This is a genomic window from Micromonospora fulviviridis (assembly GCF_014648395.1).
GTDB classification, from domain to species: domain Bacteria; phylum Actinomycetota; class Actinomycetes; order Mycobacteriales; family Micromonosporaceae; genus Micromonospora; species Micromonospora fulviviridis.
This window is the reverse complement of record NZ_BMRA01000001.1, coordinates 418,497-438,491: the sequence shown is the minus strand read 5'-3', so window position 1 is coordinate 438,491 and position 19,995 is coordinate 418,497. Positions and strand designations below refer to the sequence as shown.

General features: G+C 74.2%; 22 protein-coding genes. 11 read left to right on the top strand and 11 right to left on the bottom strand.

The window, feature by feature from the left end:
* Window positions 1-17: 17 nt before the first annotated feature.
* Window positions 18-611, bottom strand: coding sequence for an ATP-dependent Clp protease proteolytic subunit (locus IEY96_RS02110; RefSeq protein WP_189193089.1), 594 nt, complete (start codon window positions 609-611; stop codon window positions 18-20).
* Between the two features lie 136 nt (window positions 612-747).
* Window positions 748-1,320, bottom strand: a complete 573-nt coding sequence (locus IEY96_RS02105; protein WP_189193088.1) for a helix-turn-helix domain-containing protein — start codon at window positions 1,318-1,320, stop codon at window positions 748-750.
* Window positions 1,321-1,482: 162 nt separating this feature from the next.
* Between IEY96_RS02105 and IEY96_RS02100 the strand changes: the two genes are divergently transcribed.
* A complete protein-coding gene (locus IEY96_RS02100) occupies window positions 1,483-2,496 on the top strand; it encodes a potassium channel family protein (protein ID WP_189193087.1) in 1,014 nt (337 codons plus the stop codon).
* Between the two features lie 31 nt (window positions 2,497-2,527).
* Here the strand turns inward: IEY96_RS02100 and IEY96_RS02095 are convergent, their stop codons facing one another.
* Window positions 2,528-3,010 carry a MarR family winged helix-turn-helix transcriptional regulator gene (locus IEY96_RS02095; RefSeq protein WP_189193086.1) on the bottom strand — a complete coding sequence of 161 codons (483 nt, stop codon included), beginning with the start codon at window positions 3,008-3,010 and terminating at the stop codon, window positions 2,528-2,530.
* A gap of 84 nt (window positions 3,011-3,094) precedes the next feature.
* Between IEY96_RS02095 and IEY96_RS02090 the strand changes: the two genes are divergently transcribed.
* On the top strand, window positions 3,095-3,742 hold the full coding sequence (locus tag IEY96_RS02090; protein WP_189193085.1) for an FMN-dependent NADH-azoreductase: 648 nt from the start codon (window positions 3,095-3,097) through the stop codon (window positions 3,740-3,742).
* Window positions 3,743-3,812: 70 nt separating this feature from the next.
* Here the strand turns inward: IEY96_RS02090 and IEY96_RS02085 are convergent, their stop codons facing one another.
* The 3 genes from IEY96_RS02085 to IEY96_RS02075 form a co-directional block, all read right to left on the bottom strand.
* Window positions 3,813-4,847: a 2-oxoacid:ferredoxin oxidoreductase subunit beta gene (locus tag IEY96_RS02085; RefSeq protein ID WP_189193084.1), complete on the bottom strand. Its 1,035-nt coding sequence runs from the start codon at window positions 4,845-4,847 to the stop codon at window positions 3,813-3,815.
* Window positions 4,840-6,687 (bottom strand): 2-oxoacid:acceptor oxidoreductase subunit alpha, encoded by a 1,848-nt coding sequence (locus IEY96_RS02080; RefSeq protein ID WP_189193083.1) that lies wholly within the window; start codon window positions 6,685-6,687, stop codon window positions 4,840-4,842. Before IEY96_RS02080 ends, IEY96_RS02085 begins: the two co-directional genes overlap by 8 nt.
* Window positions 6,688-6,975: 288 nt before the next feature.
* Window positions 6,976-8,421, bottom strand: coding sequence for a hypothetical protein (locus IEY96_RS02075; RefSeq protein ID WP_189193082.1), 1,446 nt, complete (start codon window positions 8,419-8,421; stop codon window positions 6,976-6,978).
* Window positions 8,422-8,550: 129 nt separating this feature from the next.
* Between IEY96_RS02075 and ndhC the strand changes: the two genes are divergently transcribed.
* Window positions 8,551-8,928: an NADH-quinone oxidoreductase subunit A gene (gene ndhC, locus IEY96_RS02070; RefSeq protein WP_154229793.1), complete on the top strand. Its 378-nt coding sequence runs from the start codon at window positions 8,551-8,553 to the stop codon at window positions 8,926-8,928.
* Between the two features lie 6 nt (window positions 8,929-8,934).
* On the opposite strand, the gene folP is transcribed toward ndhC, so the two are convergent.
* Window positions 8,935-9,804: a dihydropteroate synthase gene (gene folP, locus IEY96_RS02065; RefSeq protein ID WP_189193081.1), complete on the bottom strand. Its 870-nt coding sequence runs from the start codon at window positions 9,802-9,804 to the stop codon at window positions 8,935-8,937.
* Between the two features lie 117 nt (window positions 9,805-9,921).
* On the opposite strand from folP, the gene IEY96_RS02060 reads away from it, so the two are divergent.
* From IEY96_RS02060 to IEY96_RS02045, 4 genes are read left to right on the top strand one after another with little or no spacing between them, the layout of a single operon-like run.
* Entirely contained in the window at window positions 9,922-10,653 is a 732-nt protein-coding gene (locus IEY96_RS02060; RefSeq protein ID WP_189193080.1) for a DivIVA domain-containing protein, read from the top strand.
* Window positions 10,650-11,147 carry an SRPBCC family protein gene (locus IEY96_RS02055; RefSeq protein ID WP_189193079.1) on the top strand — a complete coding sequence of 166 codons (498 nt, stop codon included), beginning with the start codon at window positions 10,650-10,652 and terminating at the stop codon, window positions 11,145-11,147. Before IEY96_RS02060 ends, IEY96_RS02055 begins: the two co-directional genes overlap by 4 nt.
* A gap of 47 nt (window positions 11,148-11,194) precedes the next feature.
* Window positions 11,195-11,779: a DNA-3-methyladenine glycosylase I gene (locus IEY96_RS02050; RefSeq protein WP_189193078.1), complete on the top strand. Its 585-nt coding sequence runs from the start codon at window positions 11,195-11,197 to the stop codon at window positions 11,777-11,779.
* Window positions 11,780-11,835: 56 nt separating this feature from the next.
* Window positions 11,836-12,459: a hypothetical protein gene (locus IEY96_RS02045; protein WP_189193077.1), complete on the top strand. Its 624-nt coding sequence runs from the start codon at window positions 11,836-11,838 to the stop codon at window positions 12,457-12,459.
* 12 nt (window positions 12,460-12,471) lie between these two features.
* Here IEY96_RS02045 and IEY96_RS02040 read toward each other — a convergent pair whose 3' ends face one another.
* Together IEY96_RS02040 and IEY96_RS02035 are read right to left on the bottom strand one after the other, a co-directional pair.
* A complete protein-coding gene (locus IEY96_RS02040) occupies window positions 12,472-13,263 on the bottom strand; it encodes an enoyl-CoA hydratase/isomerase family protein (RefSeq protein WP_189193076.1) in 792 nt (263 codons plus the stop codon).
* A 3-nt stretch (window positions 13,264-13,266) separates the two neighbouring features.
* Complete coding sequence (locus tag IEY96_RS02035; RefSeq protein WP_189193075.1) at window positions 13,267-14,085, bottom strand: PaaX family transcriptional regulator; 819 nt, start codon at window positions 14,083-14,085, stop codon at window positions 13,267-13,269.
* A gap of 190 nt (window positions 14,086-14,275) precedes the next feature.
* On the opposite strand from IEY96_RS02035, the gene IEY96_RS02030 reads away from it, so the two are divergent.
* Both IEY96_RS02030 and IEY96_RS02025 read left to right on the top strand, forming a co-directional pair.
* Window positions 14,276-14,443 carry a DUF3117 domain-containing protein gene (locus IEY96_RS02030; RefSeq protein ID WP_013283866.1) on the top strand — a complete coding sequence of 56 codons (168 nt, stop codon included), beginning with the start codon at window positions 14,276-14,278 and terminating at the stop codon, window positions 14,441-14,443.
* Window positions 14,444-14,588: 145 nt separating this feature from the next.
* The gene (locus IEY96_RS02025) at window positions 14,589-16,049 is read left to right on the top strand and encodes a leucyl aminopeptidase family protein (protein ID WP_189193074.1); all 1,461 of its coding nucleotides are present in this window, start codon (window positions 14,589-14,591) and stop codon (window positions 16,047-16,049) included.
* Between the two features lie 12 nt (window positions 16,050-16,061).
* On the opposite strand, the gene IEY96_RS02020 is transcribed toward IEY96_RS02025, so the two are convergent.
* A complete protein-coding gene (locus IEY96_RS02020; protein ID WP_255509951.1) occupies window positions 16,062-16,712 on the bottom strand; it encodes an O-methyltransferase in 651 nt (216 codons plus the stop codon).
* 209 nt (window positions 16,713-16,921) lie between these two features.
* Between IEY96_RS02020 and IEY96_RS02015 the strand changes: the two genes are divergently transcribed.
* The gene (locus IEY96_RS02015; protein ID WP_189193581.1) at window positions 16,922-18,232 is read left to right on the top strand and encodes a S1C family serine protease; all 1,311 of its coding nucleotides are present in this window, start codon (window positions 16,922-16,924) and stop codon (window positions 18,230-18,232) included.
* 73 nt (window positions 18,233-18,305) lie between these two features.
* Complete coding sequence (locus IEY96_RS02010) at window positions 18,306-18,728, top strand: twin-arginine translocase TatA/TatE family subunit (RefSeq protein WP_107076009.1); 423 nt, start codon at window positions 18,306-18,308, stop codon at window positions 18,726-18,728.
* A 68-nt stretch (window positions 18,729-18,796) separates the two neighbouring features.
* On the opposite strand, the gene IEY96_RS02005 is transcribed toward IEY96_RS02010, so the two are convergent.
* Window positions 18,797-19,945, bottom strand: a complete 1,149-nt coding sequence (locus IEY96_RS02005) for a P-loop NTPase (RefSeq protein ID WP_189193073.1) — start codon at window positions 19,943-19,945, stop codon at window positions 18,797-18,799.
* Between the last annotated feature and the right edge of the window lie 50 nt (window positions 19,946-19,995).

Sequence of the window (19,995 nt, the reverse complement as noted above, 5' to 3'; positions counted from 1 at the left end):
CCGTTTCCGGCCGTACCTCAGCCGGGCAGCTGCTCCGCCCGGGTGATCACCTGGTCGATCAGGCCGTAGTCGCGGGCCTGCTCGGCGGTGAACCAGCGGTCCCGGTCCCAGTCGCGCTGGATCTCGTCCAGCGTGTGCCCGCTGTGCCGGGCGATCAGCTCCTGCATGGTCCGCTTCACGTGCAGCATGTTCTCCGCCTGGATGGTGATGTCGGCGGCCGTGCCGCCCATCCCGCCGGACGGCTGGTGCATCATCACCCGCGAGTGCGGCAGCGCGAACCGCTTCCCTTCCGCGCCCGCGCAGAGCAGGAACTGCCCCATCGAGCCGGCCATTCCGAGGGCCAGCGTCGCCACGTCGTTCTTGACGTACCGCATGGTGTCGTAGACGGCCATCCCGGCGCTGACCGAGCCGCCGGGCGAGTTGATGTAGAGGAAGATGTCCCGCTCCGGGTCCTCGGCGGCCAGCAGCAGGATCTGCGCGCAGATCTGGTTGGCCGAGGCGTCGGTGACCTCGGTGCCGAGGAAGATGATCCGCTCCTTGAGCAGCCGCTCGAAGACCCGGTCGCCGAGGGTCGGCTGTCCCTCGTCCAGCATCCAGATGCCGTATCCCATGACCTGACCACCCTCCGTGCCGCCGGTGGGCGTGGGACCGCCCGGCAACCGGCGGTCTCCAGCCTCCGGCGGGCAGCGCCCCGCGGCCCAGCGTTTCTGCCCGGGGCAGATCCGCCGTGGGCAGAACCGGCCGGGCCTAGGCGGCAGCCAGCCGCCGCCGGCCGGCCCGGGCCTGCCGCCGGGCCAGCGTGACGGAGGTACGCGGGCGGTGGCGGGCGGCCGGCGCGGAGGGGATCAGCCAGATCCGGGTGCCGGTGCCGAACACGGTGGGGGAGGCGTACCCGAGTTCCGGGCCGACCGGTGCGGGCGCGGCGCCCGGCAGCCGCAGCGCCCCGCCGAGCAGCGGGGTCGGGGCGACCGGCCGCCGGGTGGCGTGCAGCCGCGGCGCGCCGACCCGTAGCTGCGGCCCGGTCCGGGTGGCCGGCACCCGGTCGAGCCGGGCCAGTGTCACCCCGGAGGCCACCGGCGCCCGCCGCTCGACCCGGCGCAGCTCGTCGCGGGCCTCCTCGAGCAGGTCGGAGAGGTGGATCCCGAGGGCGCGGCAGATCGCCGCCAGCACCTCGGAGGACGCCTCCTTGCGGCCGCGTTCCACCTCGGAGAGGTAGGGCAGGGAGACGCCGGCCGCCAGCGCCACCTCGCGCAGGGTGCGGCCCTGGCGCAGGCGTACCCGGCGGAGCACCCCGCCGATCACCCGTCGCAGCAACGACATACGGGCCTCCTCGCGGTCGTCGTCCCCCGGACGTCCCCATCATGCCCCGTCCCGGCGACGGAGACCGGCCCGGACCGCCCGCACCTCGCCCCGGCAGGCCGGAGTTCCGCGTACCCGCTATGTTGTGGGCGTGCAGGCGACGGTGGTGGAGCAGGGCCGACGGTGATCCATTTTCCCGCGCAACGGCGGGGGCCGCTGAGCGCGCTGAGTCTGCGCCTGCTCGCCGCCCTGGGCCTGGTCCTCGCCGTGGTGCTGGCGGTCTGGATCGACCGCGACGGCTACCGCGACGTGAACGAGGACGGCCTCACCCTCCTCGACTGCTTCTACTACGCGGTGGTCTCGCTCTCCACCACGGGCTACGGCGACATCACCCCGGCCGCCTCCTCGGCGCGCCTGGTCAATGTCCTGTTCGTGACCCCCGCCCGGGTGCTCTTCCTGATCATCCTGGTCGGCACCACCCTGGAAGTCCTGACCGAGCAGTACCGGACCGGCCGTCGCCTGGCGCGGTGGAGGAGAGTCGTGAAGGACCACGTCATCATCTGCGGCTACGGCACCAAGGGCCGCAGCGCCGTCTCCGCGCTGCTGGAGAACGGTCTGGACAAGTCCAAGATCGTGGTGGTCGAGCGGAGTGGCGCCGCGCTGCGGCAGGCCACCTCGGCCGGGCTGGTCGCCATCGAGGGCTCGGCGACGCGCTCCTCGGTGCTGGAGGAGGCGCACGTCCGCACCGCCAAGTCGGTCATCATCGCGACCGACAGCGACGACGCCTCGGTGCTGGTGGCGCTGACCGTCCGGCAGCTCACCGCCGGCCAGGTGCGGATCATCGCGGCGGTCCGGGAGGCGGAGAACGCGCCGCTGCTCAAGCAGAGCGGGGCGCACCACGTGATCGTCTCCTCGGCGACGGCCGGCCGGCTGCTCGGCCTCTCCACCTCCGCCCCGCCGCTGATCGACGTGGTGGAGGACCTGCTCACCCCCGGCCAGGGCATGGCGCTGGCCATGCGCTCCGCCGAGCGCAGCGAGGTGGGCCGGTCGCCCCGGGAGCTGGACTCGCTGGTCATCGCCCTGGTCCGCCGGGGCAAGGTGGTCGCGCTGAACGACAAGGCCGGCGCGGTGATCGAGACCGGCGACATGCTGGTCCACGTCCGTGACGACCGGCCGCAGTCCGCGGCGACGGTCTGACCTTCTCCCGATCCGGCCGGCCGCTTCGCGGTCAGCAGGCGGCGTCCGGCTCGTCCCCGGTCGCCTCGACGCAGCTGACCGGGCGGCCGCTGCTCGCCCGCCGGAGCAGTTCGTAGAGCGTGTCCCGCTCGGCCGGCTCCAGCGCGCCGAGCACCTCGTCCTCCGCCACGGCGAGGGCGCACTCGGCCTCGCGCAGCCGCTTCGCGCCCGCCCCGGTGAGGCTCACCACGTGCCGGCGGCGGTCCTCGGGTGACCGGCGCCGCTCGACCAGCCCCTCCGCCTCCAGGTCGTTGAGCAGCCCGACCACGTTCGTGCCGTCGATCTGGAGCGTGCCGGCCAGGCCCTGCTGGCTCATGCCCTCCGAGTCCCGCAGCACGGTGAGCGCGACGAGGTGCCGGGGGCGCAGCCCGAGGGGCGCCAGCACCGACTCGGACCGGAGCCGCATCCGGCGGGCCAGGTGGTCGAGCAGCGGCCCGGAGCGGTGCTCCGACTCCTCGACCGGTACGGCTGCCATGTGAGCCAGTTTACGCACGGCGCGGAACATCAGCCTGCTATAAATGGTTGGCGCTACACAAACGATCCGTGGAGGGTTAACCAAATGGCACACCTGTTGTACATCGACTCCAGCATCCGGGGCGAGCACTCGGTCAGCCGGCGGCTCACCGCCCGCGCCGCCGCCGCGTGGCGCGCCGCCCACCCGGGCGGCACGGTCACCTACCGGGACCTCGGCCGGGAGCCGCTGCCGCACCTGGACGAGGCCGGTGGCCTGGCCCGGATGGTGCCGGCGGAGCAGCACACCCCGGCGCAGCGCGCGTCCTGGCAGCTGAGCGAGCGGCTGGTGGACGAGGTGAGGCGGGCCGACACGATCCTGCTCGGCCTCCCGCTCTACAACTACGGCGCGCCGAGCAGCGTGAAGACCTGGGTCGACCACCTCATCGCGCCCGGCATCGCGTACGACCCGGCCACCGGGGCCGGCCTGCTCGGCGGTCGCGAGTTCATCGTGCTGGGCAGCCGGGGCGGCGGCTACGGCCCGGGCACGCCGCGCGAGGGCTGGGACCACGCCGAGCCCTGGCTCCCGCACGGCCTGTCCATGACCGGCCTGGAGCCGCGCTTCATCTCGGCCGAGCTGACCCTCGCCCCGGTCAACCCGGCCATGGCCGAGCTGATCCCGCTGCACGAGGAGAGCCTCGCGGCGGCCGAGCGGGCCATCGACGAGCTGTGGGTGCCGGCCTCGGCGGTCGCCTGACCCGACGACGAAGGGCGGGCCGTTCCCGTGAGGGAGCGGCCCGCCCTTTCCGGTCGTCGTCAGGAACGCGTCAGAGGATCGTCCAGGTGTCGCCGGCGGACAGCAGACCGGCGAGCTGCTGCTCAGGGGTCTGGTCGACGCTGGCCTTCGCCGCGGCGACCTGCTCCTGCACCACGCTGTCGTACGACGAGCGCGTCACCGAACGGAACACGCCGATCGGGGTGTTCCGCAGGTCCAGCCCGGGCAGCCGGGACAGGGCGAAGGCGTACGCCGGGTCGGTGACCGTGGCGTCGTGCACCACGATCTCCTCCGCCGGGGTGCCCGCCGTCTCCCGGACCTCCAGCCCGAAGCCGCCCGGCGGGTGGACGACGCAGAACTGGCCGTCCTTGCCGAAGGTGATCGGCTGCCCGTGCTCCAGCCGGATCAGGAAGTCGTCCCGGGTGGCCGGCTCCTTGATCGGGTCGAACGCGCCGTCGTTGAAGATGTTGCAGTTCTGGTAGATCTCCACGAACGCCGAGCCCTGGTGCTCGGCGGCGGCCCGCAGCACCGACTGGAGGTGCTTGCGGTCGGAGTCGATGGTCCGGGCCACGAAGGTGGCCTCCGCGCCGAGCGCCAGCGACAGCGGGTTGAACGGCGCGTCCGCCGAGCCGACCGGCGTCGACTTGGTGATCTTGCCGATCTCGGAGGTCGGCGAGTACTGCCCCTTGGTCAGGCCGTAGATCCGGTTGTTGAACAGCAGGATCTTGAGGTTGACGTTGCGGCGCAGCGCGTGGATCAGGTGGTTGCCGCCGATGGAGAGGGCGTCGCCGTCACCGGTGACCACCCAGACCGACAGGTCCGGCCGGGTCACCGACAGGCCGGTGGCGATCGCCGGGGCGCGGCCGTGGATGGAGTGCATCCCGTAGGTGTTCATGTAGTACGGGAAGCGGGACGAGCAGCCGATGCCCGAGATGAAGACGACGTTCTCCCGGGGGATGTTCAGCTCCGGCATGAAGCCCTGGACGGCCGCCAGGATGGCGTAGTCGCCGCAGCCGGGGCACCAGCGCACCTCCTGGTCGGACTTGAAGTCCTTGGCGGTGAGCTTGAGGGCGACGGGCTCAGACATTCTTCAGGACCTCTTCCAGCATCGTCTCCAGCTCGGCGGCGGTGAACGGCAGGCCGCGGACCTGGTTGTAGCCGATCGCGTCGACCAGGTACTTCGCCCGGATCACGTGGGCGAGCTGGCCGAGGTTCATCTCGGGGATGACCACCCGGTCGTAGGAGCGCAGCACCTCGCCGAGGTTGGCCGGCATGGGGGCCAGGTGGCGCAGGTGCGCCTGGGCGACGGAGAGCCCGCGCTGCCGCAGGCCCCGGCAGGCGGCGCCGATCGGGCCGTACGTGGAGCCCCAGCCGAGCACGAGCACCCGGGCGTCGCCGTCCGGGTCCTCCACCTCGACGTCCGGCACCGGGATGGTCTCGATCCGGGCCGCCCGGGTGCGCACCATGAAGTCGTGGTTCGCCGGGTCGTACGAGATGTCGCCGGTCTTGTCCGCCTTCTCCAGGCCGCCGATCCGGTGCTCCAGCCCCGGGGTGCCCGGAATGGCCCACGGCCGGGCGAGGGTCTCCGGGTCCCGCAGGTACGGCAGGAAGGTGGTGCCGTCCTCGCCGTTGGCCCGGGTGGCGAACTCGACCCGCAGGTCGGGCAGGCTCTCCACGTCCGGCAGCAGCCACGGCTCGGAGCCGTTGGCCACGTAGTTGTCGGACAGCAGGAGCACCGGGGTGCGGTAGGTCAGCGCGATCCGCGCCGCCTCCAGGGCCGCGTGGAAGCAGTCGGCCGGCGACTTCGGCGCGATCACCGCGACCGGGGCCTCGCCGTGCCGGCCGTACAGGGCCATGTTGAGGTCGGCCTGCTCGGTCTTGGTGGGCATGCCGGTGGACGGCCCGGCCCGCTGCACGTCGACGATGACCAGCGGCAGCTCCAGCGCCACGGCCAGGGAGATGGTCTCGCTCTTCAACGCCACGCCCGGGCCGCTCGTGGTGGTGATGCCGAGCGAGCCGCCGTACGAGGCGCCCAGGGCCGCGCCGACCGCGGCGATCTCGTCCTCGGCCTGCATGGTGACGACGCCGAACTTCTTGTGCTTGCTCAGCTCGTGCAGGATGTCCGAGGCCGGGGTGATCGGGTACGCGCCGAGGAAGACCGGCAGCCCCGAGCGGACCCCGGCGGCCACCAGACCCAGCGACAGCGCCGCGTTCCCGGTGATGTTCCGGTAGGTGCCCGGCAGCATCTTCGCCGGCTTGACCTCGTAGCGGACGGAGAAGTCCTCGGTGGTCTCGCCGAAGTTCCAGCCGGCCCGGAAGGCCGCCACGTTCGCCGCGACCAGCTCGGGGCGGGCGGCGAACTTGCGCTCCAGGAAGCGCAGCGTCGACTCGTACGGGCGCGAGTACATCCAGCTCAGCAGGCCGAGCGCGAACATGTTCTTGGCCCGCTCGGCGTCCTTCTTGGACACCTCGTGCTCGGCCAGCGCGCCGACGGTCATCGAGGTCAGCGCGACCGGGTGCACCACGTAGCCGGCGAGCGAGTCGTCCTCGAGCGGGCTGGTCGTGTAGCCCACCTTGGCCAGGTTGCGCCGGGTGAACTCGTCGGTGTTGACGATGATGTCCGCCCCGCGCGGCAGGTCGGTCAGGTTGGCCTTGAGCGCGGCCGGGTTCATCGCCACCAGCACGTTCGGCGCGTCGCCGGGGGTCAGGATGTCGTAGTCGGCGAAGTGCACCTGGAAGCTCGACACGCCCGGCAGGGTGCCTGCGGGGGCGCGGATCTCGGCCGGGAAGTTGGGCAACGTGGAGATGTCGTTGCCCAGCTGCGCCGTTTCCGAGGTGAACCGGTCGCCGGTGAGCTGCATGCCGTCGCCGGAGTCGCCGGCGAACCGGATGACCACCCGGTCCAGTTGACGGATCTGCTTTGTCACGCCCGCACCTCGCTTCGCTGAGCGCCGTCGCACGGGCGGCTGAACGTGATGGTGACCCCGCCTTGCCCGGCCACGTGCCCTCCTAGACGCGCTGCTGCCGCAGGCCGTCCGTCGCTGGCTCGGCCCGCTCCATTTCTCACGTCAGAGCCTACGTCGGTCCGTTAGGGCAACCTTGGTGGAGGTCCGACGTATGGGACCTGATCGGGCCGGTGTATGCCCGGCTTTGCGGCGTTTAGTACCGCGACCCGTAATTCAGATCACCGCAACCAGCCGGACGCTTTCCGTGACTCACTCCTCGGCGGGGCGGACGACCGGATCGGTCGCCGCGGCGCCCATGCGGCGGCGCAGCGACGTGGTCGCCAGGGCCAGCGCCAGCACGACCAGCAGCCCGGAGACCCCGATCAGGGTGATCGCCGTCCGGTGCACCGAGCCGGCGTCGTCGCCGGAGGATTGACCGGCGGCGGCCACCACGCCCTGCGACCCGGTCGGTGCGGGCGCGCCGACCGCCGGGGTCGCCAGCGCGGCCGCCGCGGTGATCCGGAAACTCATCTGCACCTGCCGGTCCCGCCCGCTGCGCGGGTCGAGCCGCGCGACCACCGCGCCGGCCAGCGGGGCCCGGCGCTGGGCCTCCGCCGAGGCGGCCACGGACAGGCTCAGGGTGACGGTTCGACCGGCCGGGACGGTGCCCAGCTCGCACCGGGCCCGGTCCGGGGCCGTCGCCGTGCAGCCGGCCGGCGGCTCGGTGACGGTGACCCCCGCGGGAAGGACCACGTCGACCCGGCTGGCGGCGTCGACCTTGCCGGTGTTGCCGAGGCGGACGGCCAGGGTGCTCGGCGCGCCGCTGATGTCGAAGAGCACCTCGTCGGCGCGGAGCGAGATGCCGGGCACCGGCGGCCCGGGCGGGAAGAGAACCGCGAAGCCCTGGTCGTCGCCGGCCGCGCCGGCCACCCCCGGGGCGGTGGCGGTCACCTGGACCGACCCGCTCAGCGGCATGGACCGCCAGGCGGTGCCGGCGACCCGGACCCGGATCGAGGCACGGAACCGCGCGCCGGGGGCGGCGGTCCACTCGCCGCAGCGGTGGCTGCCGCCGCCGGCGGACGCGCAGCCGGGCGTGCCGGCGTCGGTCAGGCCGGCCGGCAGGGTGTAGCCGAGACGGATCAGCTCCGTCCGCCCGCCGGTGTTGGTCACCGTCACCCGCAGCGTGGTCACCGTGCTGTCCGCGTTCCAGTAGGCGGGGGTCAGCACGACGTCCTCGGTGGTGACCCGTACCCCGAGCGGGCTGCCGGCCGGCTGGCCCGGCTGGCCCGGCGGCGGCCCGGCGGGCGGCGGCACGACCGGCGGGGGCGCCGGCGCCGTGGTGGTCGGCGAGGTGGTGGTGGGAACCGGTTCGGGCGCCGTGGTCGTGGGCGCCGGCGCGGTGGTGGTCGGGGCCGGCGGCGTGGTCGGCGGCGGGGCCTCCTCGGTCGGCGGCGGGGTGGTCGGCGCCGGCTCCGTCGTCGTGGGGTCCACGGTGGGCGTGGCCTCGGTCGGGTCGGTGCCGGGCTCGCCGCCCGGCTCACCCGGGTCGCCCGGCTCGGCCGCCCGGACCACGCCGGTCACGGTCGGCGAGGCCGTCGCCCACCCCGGCGCCACCGCGACGGCCGCCGCCATACCGGCGACCAGCGCGGGCACGAGCAGTGCGGGGGTACCTCGGAGCGCGGCGCGCCGAGCAGGCCGTACGCGGGGGCGGGCCATCTGTCCTCCGTGACGCTCAGTGAGGTCTCATTATTTGACAACAGTTGCCTTCGAGCACTAGTCCAGCGAGGAAACAAATCCGTAACGTGTTCGGGGTGTCCCGACGGCCGGCCCGGTAGGCTCCCGACCGTGACCGGTTACCTCGGCTCGTACGCCACGCTCGGTCTCTTGCTGCTGGCCGCCGTGCTCTTCTTCGTTACGGCGTTCTCAGCCAATCGGGTGTTACGTCCTGGCCGTCCGGCCGATCCCTGGGGCAAGCGCGCCACGTATGAGTGCGGTCTCGACCCGGTCGGCGGCGACTGGGCGCAGATGCAGATCCGCTACTACGTCTACGCCTACCTGTACGTGCTCTTCGCGGTGGAGGCGGTCTTCCTCTTCCCCTGGGCGCTGGTCTTCGACCGGCCCGGGTTCGGCGTGACCACCGTGGTGGAGATGGGCGTCTTCGTGGCGGTGGTGGCGCTCGGCATCCTCTACGCCTGGCGCCGGAACATCCTCCGCTGGACCTGACCCGGCTCAGGCCAGCCCGCGCCGGGTGAGGGCCGGCGGCCGGTCCCCCCGGATCGTGGCCACCATGTCCAGCACCCGGCGGGTCTCCCGGACCTGGTGGGCGCGGAACACCCGGGCGCCGAGCCAGGCCGAGACGGCGGTGGCCGCCAGCGTGCCCTCCAGCCGGTCGGGCACGGGCAGGTCCAGGGTCTCGCCGATGAAGTCCTTGTTCGACAGGGCGACCAGCAGCGGCCAGCCGGTGTCGGTCAGCTCGCCCAGCCGCCGGGTGATCTCCAACGAGTGCCGGGTGTTCTTGCCGAAGTCGTGCGCCGGGTCGATCAGGATGCCGTCCCGCCGTACGCCCAGGCCGACCGCCCGCTCGGCGAGGCCGGTGACCGTCGCGACCACGTCGGCCACCACGTCGTCGAACGCGGCCCGGTGCGGCCGGGTCCGCGGGGTGAGCCCGCCCGCGTGCGAGCAGACCAACCCGGCACCGGTCGCCGCGGCGACCCGGGCCAGCGCGGGATCCGCTCCCGACCAGGTGTCGTTGAGCAGGTCGGCGCCGGCCGCCACCGCCTCCACCGCCACCTCGGCGCGCCAGGTGTCGATCGAGATGACCACGTCGGGGAAGGCGGCCCGCACGGCGGCGATGGTGTCCACGGTGCGGCGGATCTCCTCGGTCACGTCGACCTCGTCGCCCGGCCCGGCCTTCACCCCGCCGATGTCGATGATCTCCGCGCCTTCGGTCACCGCCCGCTCGACCGCGCGCAGCGCACTGTCCTGGGCGAACGTGGCGCCCCGGTCGAAGAACGAGTCCGGCGTGCGGTTGACGATCGCCATCACCACCAGTTCGCCGGGGGAGAAGGTCCGCCCGCCCAGCCGCAGCGCCCCGCTCATGCCCGCCTCCGCATCGCCGATCCTCCCCGGTCGCCCCCGACGCTATCCCGCCGGGCGATTCCGATCGGAGGCGGCGGAGGGCTCGCCCGATCCCCGCCCGCATGCCACGATCTCCCCATGGGTGAGGTTCTGCTCCTCTTGGTCGTCGCGCTCGTCGTCGCGGCGGTGGTGTTCGGGGTGACGGTGCTGGTCTCCGGGCGGGATCCGGGCCTGGCGCCGGCCGAGCCGGACGGGCGGGCCGTGCCCCTGCCGGGCAGCCGCCCGCTGGACGAGTCGGACGTCGCCGAGGTGCGCTTCGACACCGCGCTGCGCGGCTACCGGATGGCCCAGGTCGACGCGGCGCTGCGCCGGGCCGCGTACGACATCGGCTACAAGACCGAGCTCATCGGCGTGCTGGAGGCCGAGAACGCCGCGCTCCGCGAGGGCCGGATCGAGGAGGCCGACGCCCTGCGCCGGGCCCGTGCGGAGGCCGCGGCGACCGGCGCGGAGGCCGAGGCTCCCGCCCCGCCGCCGGCCACCGGCCGGCCGATCGCCGACCCGCCGCCCGCCGGGTCGCTCACCGCCGAGGCCGGCGTGGCGGAGGCCCCGGCCGCTGCCGCCGTCGAGGACGTGGCCACCCTGCCGTCCGCCGCTGCCCCGGCGGCCGCCACCGGCCGGCCGGCCCCGATCGCCCCGGTGGCGGCCCCGGTCGACCAGACCCCGCCCGAGGTCGGCCTCCGGCCACCCGCCGACACGACCGACCGCGACCCCACCGACGCCGGCCCGACCGCCGACGGCGCCCCCGGGGCCGACAGTGGCGACGACGCCGACCGGGACCGTGGACCGGTGGTCCGCTCGGAGTCCGCGTGACCGGCGCCGACGGCGACGCCGGCTTCGCCGAGGCGGCGCAGCCCGGGGCCGCCGAGGTCACCGCGACGGTGATCGTCAGAGCGCCGGCCGAGCGGGTCTTCGCCGCGCTGACCGCCTGGGAGCGGCAGTCCGACTGGATTCCGCTCACCACCGTCCGGGTGGTCGAGGGGGACGGCGGCGAGGGGAGCCTGGTCGAGGCGGTCACCGCGCTCGGCCCGGCCGTGCTCCGCGACGAGATGCGGGTGGTCCGGGTGGACGCGCCGTACGAGGTGGGCGTGGTGCACTGCGGCAAGCTGCTGCGCGGCCCCGGCGTGCTGCGCTGCACCCCGATGGGGCGGGACCGGACCCAGGTGGTCTGGCACGAGTGGTTCCACCTCCCCGGCGGGTCGGCCGGCCGGGTGGCCTGGCCGGTGCTCTGGCCCGGCTCCAAGTTCGGCCTGACCCAGGCGCTGAAGAAGTTCGCCCGGCTGGTGGAGCGGGGCCGGCTGCCCTGACCGCCGGCCGCCGCCCGCTGTCGGTGGGCTGGCCTACCGTGTACGGCGTGACTGACCTGGTGACCGGCGCCGACGGGCTGCCCCGCTGCGCCTGGGGGGCGAGCACCCCGGACTACGCCGTCTACCACGACGAGGAGTGGGGCCGGCCGCTGCGCGGCGACGACGCGCTCTACGAGCGGCTGACCCTGGAGGCGTTCCAGTCCGGCCTGTCCTGGCTGACCATCCTGCGCAAGCGGCCCGCGTTCCGGCTCGCCTTCGACGAGTTCCGGATCGAGAAGGTCGCCGGCTACGGCGAGGCCGACGTGGCCCGGCTGATGGCCGACGCCGGGATCGTCCGCAACCGGGCCAAGGTCGAGGCGGCCATCGCCAACGCCCGGGCCGCCCTGGAGCTGCCCGACGGCCTCTCCGCGCTGCTCTGGTCCTACGCGCCGCCGCCCCGGGCGGCCCGACCGCGGTCGTTCGGCGAGGTGCCGGCGCTCACCCCGGAGTCCACCGCGATGGCCAAGGCGCTCAAGAAGAGCGGCTTCCGGTTTGTCGGCCCCACCACGGCCTACGCGCTCATGCAGGCCACCGGCATGGTCGACGACCACCTCGCCGGCTGCCACGTCGTCCGCGACCGTCCCGGGGCGTGACCCGGGACGGCGGACGCGGCGGGACCGGCCCGGGTCCGGCGTGATGGGATTGGGACATGACCGACACCGAGCCGCGGACGAGCGGGACGACCGAGGGCGGCACCGCGCCGGGCGCCTGGGCGGTGCTGCTGCCCGCCGAGCGCTACGAGGCCGAGCGGCTGGTGCACCACGACACCCTGGAGCTGACCGGGCTGGACGCGGCCGTGCGGCCCCGCCCCGGTGACCCGGTCGCGGTGCTGGCCGACGAGCCGCTGCGGCTGGTGGGGCTCGGCCGGGTCGCGTCGGCCACCGCGGAGATCCGGGAGGACCCGGACGACCCGCAGTCCGAGGCCGGTCCGGGGGCGCTCGTCGTGACGTACACCCGGCGGGTGCTCGACGAGCCGGTGCCGGTGCCCGGCCTGGCCCTCGGCGGGCCGGTGACCGGGCTCGACCCGGCCCGCTTCCGGGAGCTGGCCGACCGGATCGGCCCGCCGCCGGCCCGCCGCTCCTGGCTGGTCAGCCTCGACCTGCCGATCGAGGCGGCCTCACCCGCCGAGGCGGTCCGGCTCTTCTGGGCCTACGTGCAGGAGTTGGGCCCGCGCGAGCTGCCCGCCTTCGTCTCGCCGTCCGGTGACGAGCTGGCCATGCAGGCGTTCGTGCTCGGTGCCGAGGCCAACCAGGATCCCGAAGAGGACGACTGACCCGCGACGGGGTCAGCGGCCCTCGAAGACCGGCTTCTGCTTGTTCACGAACGCCATGGTCGCGGCCCGGTGGTCGGCGGTGGCGCCGCAGATCGCCTGGGCCTGGGCCTCGGCGGCCAGCGCGTCGGCCAGGGTGCCGGCGTCGGCGATGGAGAGCTGCCGCTTGATCGCCCCGTACGCGACGGTCGGGCCGGCGGCGAGCCGGGCGGCCAGCTCCTGCGCGGCCGGGAGCACCTGCTCGTCGTCGTCCACCAGCCGGGTGAGCAGGCCCAGCCGGCAGGCCTCCTCGGCGCCCACCGGCTCGGCGAGCATCAGCAGCTCGACGGCCTTGGCGTGGCCGACCAGCCGGGGCAGCGTCCAGGAGGCACCCGTGTCGGCGGCGAGCCCGACCCCGGCGAAGGCCATCAGGAACCGGGTCTTCGGGCCGCCGATCCGGAAGTCGGCGAGGAACGCCAGGGAGGCGCCGGCCCCGGCGGCCATGCCCCGGACCGCGGCGATCACCGGCTTGGGCAGGTTGGCCAGCCGGGCGGCGATCGGGTTGTAGTGGGCCCGCACGGTGCCCAGCGGGTCGGCGTCGGCGGACTCCAGGGTCTGCACGTGCTCCCGCAGGTCCTGTCCGGCGCTGAACGAGCCGCCCGCGCCCGCCAGCACGACCGCCCGGCAGGACCGGTCGGCCTCCAGCTCGGCGAGGGTGTCCCGGAGCGCCTCCTTGAGCGCCACGTCGAGCGAGTTCATCGCCGTCGGGCGGTTCAGCGTCACGGTGACGACGGCGTCGGTGCGGTCGACGAGCAGCGGCTCGGTCACGTTCTAACGACCCTTCTGTCGGGCTAGGCGGTTGCCGGCGTCGAGGCAGTGTTCGACGTACCGGTCGGCGGCCGGCCGGAGGCGGGCCGCGTGCCGGTCGAAGAAACTGGCGGCGCTGCTGCCCGGCCAGCGCTCGGGAAGCAGCGCCGGGGGCAGCTGCGGGTCCCGGAACAGGAAGGTACGCCACGCGTGCACGAGCCGGAACCGGGCCGCGTACGCCTCCTCGTCGCTGCTGCGCACGGTGACTCCGGCGAGCAGCGGCTTCTGCTCGCTGACGAACCGCTCGTAGGCGCGGCCGATCTCGGCCAGGTCCCAGGCGCGGCGGACCACTCCCATGGCGCCGGGGGTGCCGGCGGCGTGCGCGGCGGTGAACCGCTCGTAGCGCACCCCGGCCTCGGCGAGCAGGACGTCGACGTCCTCGCCCGGCCGGGTCGCCACCCAGGTGCAGTCGTCCAGCGTGCCGTAGCCGAGGAAGGTCAGGTTGGCGGCGAGCCGCTGCCGGTCCCGCCGGGACGCGGGCGCCTCCAGCACCAGCAGGTCGAAGCGGCCGTCCCAGGCGTGCCGGCCGGTGCGGTAGATCCGGGCGCCCGCCTCGTCCAGTCTGCGGGCCGCCTTCGGTGTGATCGAATATCCGGGTCCGGAGGCGAGCCGCAGCGGTTCGAGCCAGCCCTGGCGGACCATGCGGGAGACCGCGGTGCGGACCGCCGGTGGCGCGATCCCGAGCGGCGCCAGCAGCTTGACCAGGGCGGCGACCGGTGCGCGGCCACCCCTCGCCCGGAGGTGGTCGCCGTACAGGTCGAAGAGTGCCGACCGTGCCTGCATGACCGCACATTGTGACAGGCCTATCCAAGATAAGCTAGATGCTGTTACATCAATGCTGCTTCGGTTTGGGTCCGGCGGTGTTCATCAGGGAAAATCGTTGGTCGACGCCCCCGCGACGGTTGCGGGTGGTCATGACGAAGTGGCTGTGGGGCAACCCACCGACCCTGGTGTAGGTCTGAGGGGAGACAACATGGCGGCGATGAAGCCGCGGACGGGCGACGGTCCGCTGGAGGTCACCAAGGAGGGCCGGGGCATCGTCATGCGGGTCCCGCTGGAGGGTGGTGGCCGGCTCGTCGTCGAGATGACTCCCGACGAGGCCACCGCGCTGGGTGACGCGCTGAAGGCGGCCGCCGGCTGATTCGAGGAGCGGTCCGCGCGACGTCCGTCGCGCGGACGGTTCGTCCTACCCTGAGCCACCGGCTGAGCCGGTGGCTCAGGGCCTTCATCGGCCGGTGAGCGGCAAAGTGTCCCGATTCGAGCAATCTTCGGAGGTTCGGTCCAGCGTGCTGGCCATTCGTCTGGTGAGCGGGCCCGCGCGGCCCGACACCCTCGTCCTGCCCATTCGTCCCGAAGGGCCGGACGGCCCGGCCGCGCTGGTCCCCACCGCCGCCGCGCCCGGCGACGACGTCCGGGCCGAGGCGGTGGCGCTGCTGCCGGCCGCCCGGCTCACCGGCGCCGCCGGCGAGGTGCGGGAGCACCTGCGTCCCGGCGGCACCCCGGCCAGGCTCTGGCTGCTCGGCGTCGGCGCGGGCGACGAGCACGGCTGGCGGCTCGCCGGCGCGGCGCTGGCACGGGCCGCCAAGGATGAGACACATATCACGATCGCGCTGCCGGACGAGGCCACGGACGCGCTGCGCGGCCTGGCCGAGGGGCTGCTGCTGGGCTCCTACCGCTACCGGCTGACAGAGGCCGGTGGCACGCCCGCGCTGGCCGAGGTGGACGTCGTGGTCGGGGACCCGGAGGCGCTCGCGCCGACCCTGGCCACCGCCCGGACCACCGCCGAGATGACCCGGCTGGCCCGGGACCTGACCAACACCCCCTCGTCCACCAAGAACCCGGAGTGGTTCGCCGCCCAGGTGGCCTCCGCCGCGTCCGGCCGCGCCGACCTCCACCTGAGGGTGCGCGGGCCGGAGGAACTGGTCACCGAGGGCTTCGGCGGCATCCTGGCCGTCGGCGGCGGCTCGGCCAGCGGCCCCCGCCTGGTCGAGCTGGACTGGCGGCCGGCCGGGGCGCGTACCCACGTGGTGCTGGTCGGCAAGGGGATCACGTTCGACACCGGCGGCATCTCGATCAAGCCGGTGCCGGCCATGAAGCTGATGCGCAAGGACATGGCCGGGGCCGCCGCGGTGGTCACCGCCACCCTGGGCGCCGCCGCGCTGGGGCTGCCGGTGCGGGTCACCACGCTGGCCCCGCTCGCCGAGAACATGGTCAGCGGCTCGGCGTTCCGCCCCGGCGACGTCATCCGCCACTACGGCGGCCTGACGAGCGAGAGCACCAACTCCGACGCGGAGGGCCGGCTGGTCCTCGCCGACGCCATGGCGTACGCCGTCCGGGAGCTGAAGCCCGACCTGCTGGTCGACCTGGCCACGCTGACCGGGGCGAACGCGGTGGCGCTGGGCAAGCGGCACGCCGCCCTCTACAGCGAGAACGACGACCTCGCCGCCGACCTGCTGGCCGCGATCACGGCGGCCGGCGAGCGGGCCTGGCGGATGCCGCTGGCCGACGACTATGTCGAGTACCTGGGCAGCGACATCGCCGACCTGCACAGCTCCCCGAACCGGGGCGCCGGCTCGGTGGTGGCCGCGCTCTACCTTCGCGAGTTCACCGGCGACCTGCGCGACCGCTGGGTGCACGTGGACATGTCCGCCCCCTCCTGGTCGGACGACGTGCACGGCGAGCTGGTCAAGGGCGCCACCGGCTGGGGCGTCCGCGGGCTGCTGCGCTGGCTTGCCACGCTGGGCTGACCGGCGGGGCGGTCAGCCCTTCACGGCGGCGAGCAGGCCGTGCCCGACGGGCAGCAGCGCCGGCACCCAGTGCTCCGACTCGCGGATCGCCTTGATGGTCTCCCGCACGGTCACCGTCTCCACGTCGCGGGCGGCCGGGTCGCCGATCCGGCCGCCGGCCAGGGCGCCGTTGAGCGCGAGCACCCCGCCGGGGCGCAGCAGCCGCAGCGCGGCATCCACGCAGGCGGCGAAGCCGGTCGCCTCGGCGTCGACGAAGACCAGGTCGTAGGCGCCGTCCGCGAGCCGCGGCAGCACGTCGAGGGCCCGGCCCGTGATGATCCGGGTACGCCCCGACGCGAACCCCGCCTCCTGGAACAGCCGGCGGGCGATGCGCTGGTGCTCGACCTCCACGTCGATGGTGGTGAGCACCCCGTCGGGGCGCATGCCGCGCAGCAGCCAGACCCCGCTCACCCCGGTGCCGGTGCCGATCTCCACCACCGCCCGGGCGTTCCCGGCGGCGGCGAGCAGGCGCAGCGCGGCCCCGGCGCCCGGCGTGACCGCGTCGACGCCCACCTCGTGGGCGAGGGCGCGGGCCGTCCGCAGCACGAGGTCCTCGGTGACGTACGACTCGGCGAACTGGAGCGCCTGGGCGGTCGAGTTGCCGGAGCCGGCGACCGTGGCGATGGGACACCTCCGGGCGGACTTGGTGCGAGGGGTCGGTTGGCACTGAGAGCCTAGAGGCGTGCCTCGGCGGGCGCAGCCGCGAGTCGGCCCTCAGACGATCACGCGCGGCAACCCCTGACTCCACGCGGGGCATCCGTGCAATCCTGGACGGAGTCCCGTGCGGCACGGTCGGCTCCGCCGGCCCTCCGGCACGGGGCATGGGGGACGGACTGGGAGGCACCGACGTGACCGACGGCTGGGACTGGCGCCAGCCCGGCGGGAGCCCGGCACCGGCGGGTGGGCCGGCGCCCGGGCAGCCCCCGCAGGGCGCCGGGGGCGGCACGACCTCGCCCTGGTGGTCCGACGCGCTCGCCGACCCGTGGCGCGACCCGTACGCGCCCGCCGCCGTGGTGGTCCCGGCCGCCCCGGTCACCGGGAGCGGCGAGCCGGAACCGGTGACCGACCCGGACGCGCCGACCCGGCCGGGGCTGCGCCAGGTGGTGCTCATCTCGCTGATCACCGCCCTGCTCGCCGGCTCGCTCGGCAGCGCCCTGACCTACGCCTTCCTGCGGGGCGGCGGGGCCGTGCCGACGCTCGGGGCGCAGTCCGGCCAGGCCCCGGCGCTCGCCCAGCGCAAGCCCGAGTCACTGGCCGGGGTCGCCGAGCGGGTGCTGCCCAGCGTGGTGACCGTCCGGGTGGCCAGCCTCGGCGGCACGAGCGAGGGCTCCGGCTTCGTGGTGAGCGCCGACGGGCACATCGTCACCAACGACCACGTGGTCGCGGGCGGCCCCGGCAAGGCCACGGTGGTCTTCAACGACGGCAGCACCGCCCCCGGCACCGTGGTCGGGCAGGACCCGGAGTCGGACATAGCGGTGATCAAGGTGACCCGCACCGGGCTGAAGCCGGTGGAGTTCGGCGACTCCGACGCGCTCGCCGTCGGCGACCCGGTGCTCGCCATGGGGTCGCCGCTCTCCCTGGCCAACACGGTGACCGCCGGCATCGTCAGCGCCCTGGACCGCACCATGATGGCCGGCGAGCCGGGCGGGCCGACCCGCTACTACGCGGCGATCCAGACCGACGCGGCGGTCAACCACGGCAACTCCGGCGGCCCGCTGGTCGACGGGGCCGGCCGGGTGGTCGGGGTGAACTCGACCATCAAGTCGCTGGTCGCCGACGGGCAGGAGGCCGGCAACATCGGGCTCGCCTTCGCCATCCCGATCAACCAGGCGAAGCGCGTCACCGAGGACATCATCGGCACCGGCAAGGCCCGGCGCACGGTGATCGGCGCCCAGGTGGGCGGCACCGGCGTGAGCGGCGGCGGCGTACGCCTCAACGGCGTCGAGCCGGCCGGGCCGGCCGCGGCCGCCGGGCTGCGTACCGGGGACGTGGTGCTCCGGCTGGACGGGCACCCGATGAACGATCCGACCGATCTGGTGGCGCTGGTCCGCAAGTACGCCCCGGGTTCGGTGGTGAGGGTGGAGTACCGGCGCGGGTCGAATCGGCAGAACGCCTCGGTGACGCTCGCCGCAGACGCCAAGTAGGGACCCCTCACCCCCTCCCGGCCGGCCACCTGACGTGCGTAGTCTTGCCCTGACACGCCACGAGGAGGCCGGAGTGTTCGAGAACCTGAACTGGTGGGAGATCGGCGCCCTGCTGCTCCTGGCACTGTTGATCTTCGGGGACCGGCTGCCCACGGTGATCAACGACGGCCTCCGGATGGTCCGCAACCTGCGCAACATGGCGCGGAACGCCACCGGCGACCTGAGCCGCGAGCTGGGCACGGACATCCAGTTGGAGGACCTGCACCCCAAGGCGTTCATCCGGAAGCACCTGCTCAGCGAGGAGGACGAGCAGGCCCTCCGGAAGCCGCTGCAGAGCATGTACGACAACCTGCGCTCGGACGTCACCGGCGTGCACGAGGAGCTCAAGGACGTGGCGAAGGCGGCCGACCTGCGTACCAACGGCACCCGCCCGGCCACCGCGACCGGCGGCGCCCCGGCGCCCGCCCCCCGCCCCTCCTACGACGACGCCACCTGAGCCCGTAACGGGACCGACCCCCCTCGGCCGTGGGCCGGGGAGGGTCGGTGGAAAAGTTTTCCGGACGGTCAGCGACCGGCGGGCTTGAGACCCAGGGGCTTGCCGAGCAGGGACTCGCGGCGCACCGCGAGCCGGTCGGCGACCTGGACCAGCGCCCGGGCGGCCGGGGCGTCCGGCTGGGCCAGCACGATCGGGTTGCCGGCGTCGCCGCCCTCGCGCACCCGGGTGTCCATGGGGATCTGCCCCAGCACCGGCACCTGCGCGCCGATGGTCCGGGTCAGCGACTCGGCGACGGCCGCGCCGCCGCCGGCGCCGAAGACCTCCATCCGGGAGCCGTCCGGCAACTCCAGCCAGGACATGTTCTCGATCACGCCGACCACCCGCTGGTGGGTCTGCAGCGCGATGGCGCCGGCCCGCTCGGCCACCTCGGCGGCGGCCGCCTGCGGGGTGGTGACGACCAGGATCTCCGCGTTCGGCAGCAGCTGCGCCACCGAGATCGCGATGTCGCCGGTGCCCGGGGGCAGGTCCAGCAGGAGGACGTCCAGGTCGCCCCAGTAGACGTCGGCGAGGAACTGCTGCAACGCCCGGTGCAGCATCGGGCCACGCCAGACGACGGCCGCGTTGCCCGGGGTGAACATGCCGATCGAGATCACCTTCACGCCGTGCGACTGCGGCGGCATGATCATGTCCTCGACCCGGGTGGGCGCACCGTCGGCGCCGAGCATCCGGGGCACCGAGTGGCCGTAGATGTCGGCGTCCACCACGCCGACCGAGAGGCCGCGGGCGGCCAGCGCGGCGGCCAGGTTGACCGTGACGCTGGACTTGCCGACGCCGCCCTTGCCGCTGGCGACCGCGTAGACGCGGGTGCGGGAACCGGGCTGGGCGAACGGGATGACCGGCTCGGCGCTGGCCCCGCCGCCGCGCAGCTTCGACTGGAGCTCCTGGCGCTGCTCCGGGCTCATCACGCCGAACTCGATCTCGACGCCGGTCACGCCGGGCACCGCCGCGACGGCGGCCGTGATGTCGGTGCGCAGCTTGTCCTTCAGCGGGCAGCCGGCCACGGTGAGCAGCAGCTCCACCCGGACCACGCCGTCGTCGCCGACCACGGCGGAACGGACCATGCCGAGCTCGGTGATCGGCCGACGGATCTCCGGGTCGTTGACGGTGGCCAGGGCGGCCTGGATCGCGTCGGAGACGGTGCTGACGGGTGCTGACATGCCCGCAATGCTACGTCGGTGGTCATCGGCGTCCGCCGCTGGCGGGGGCC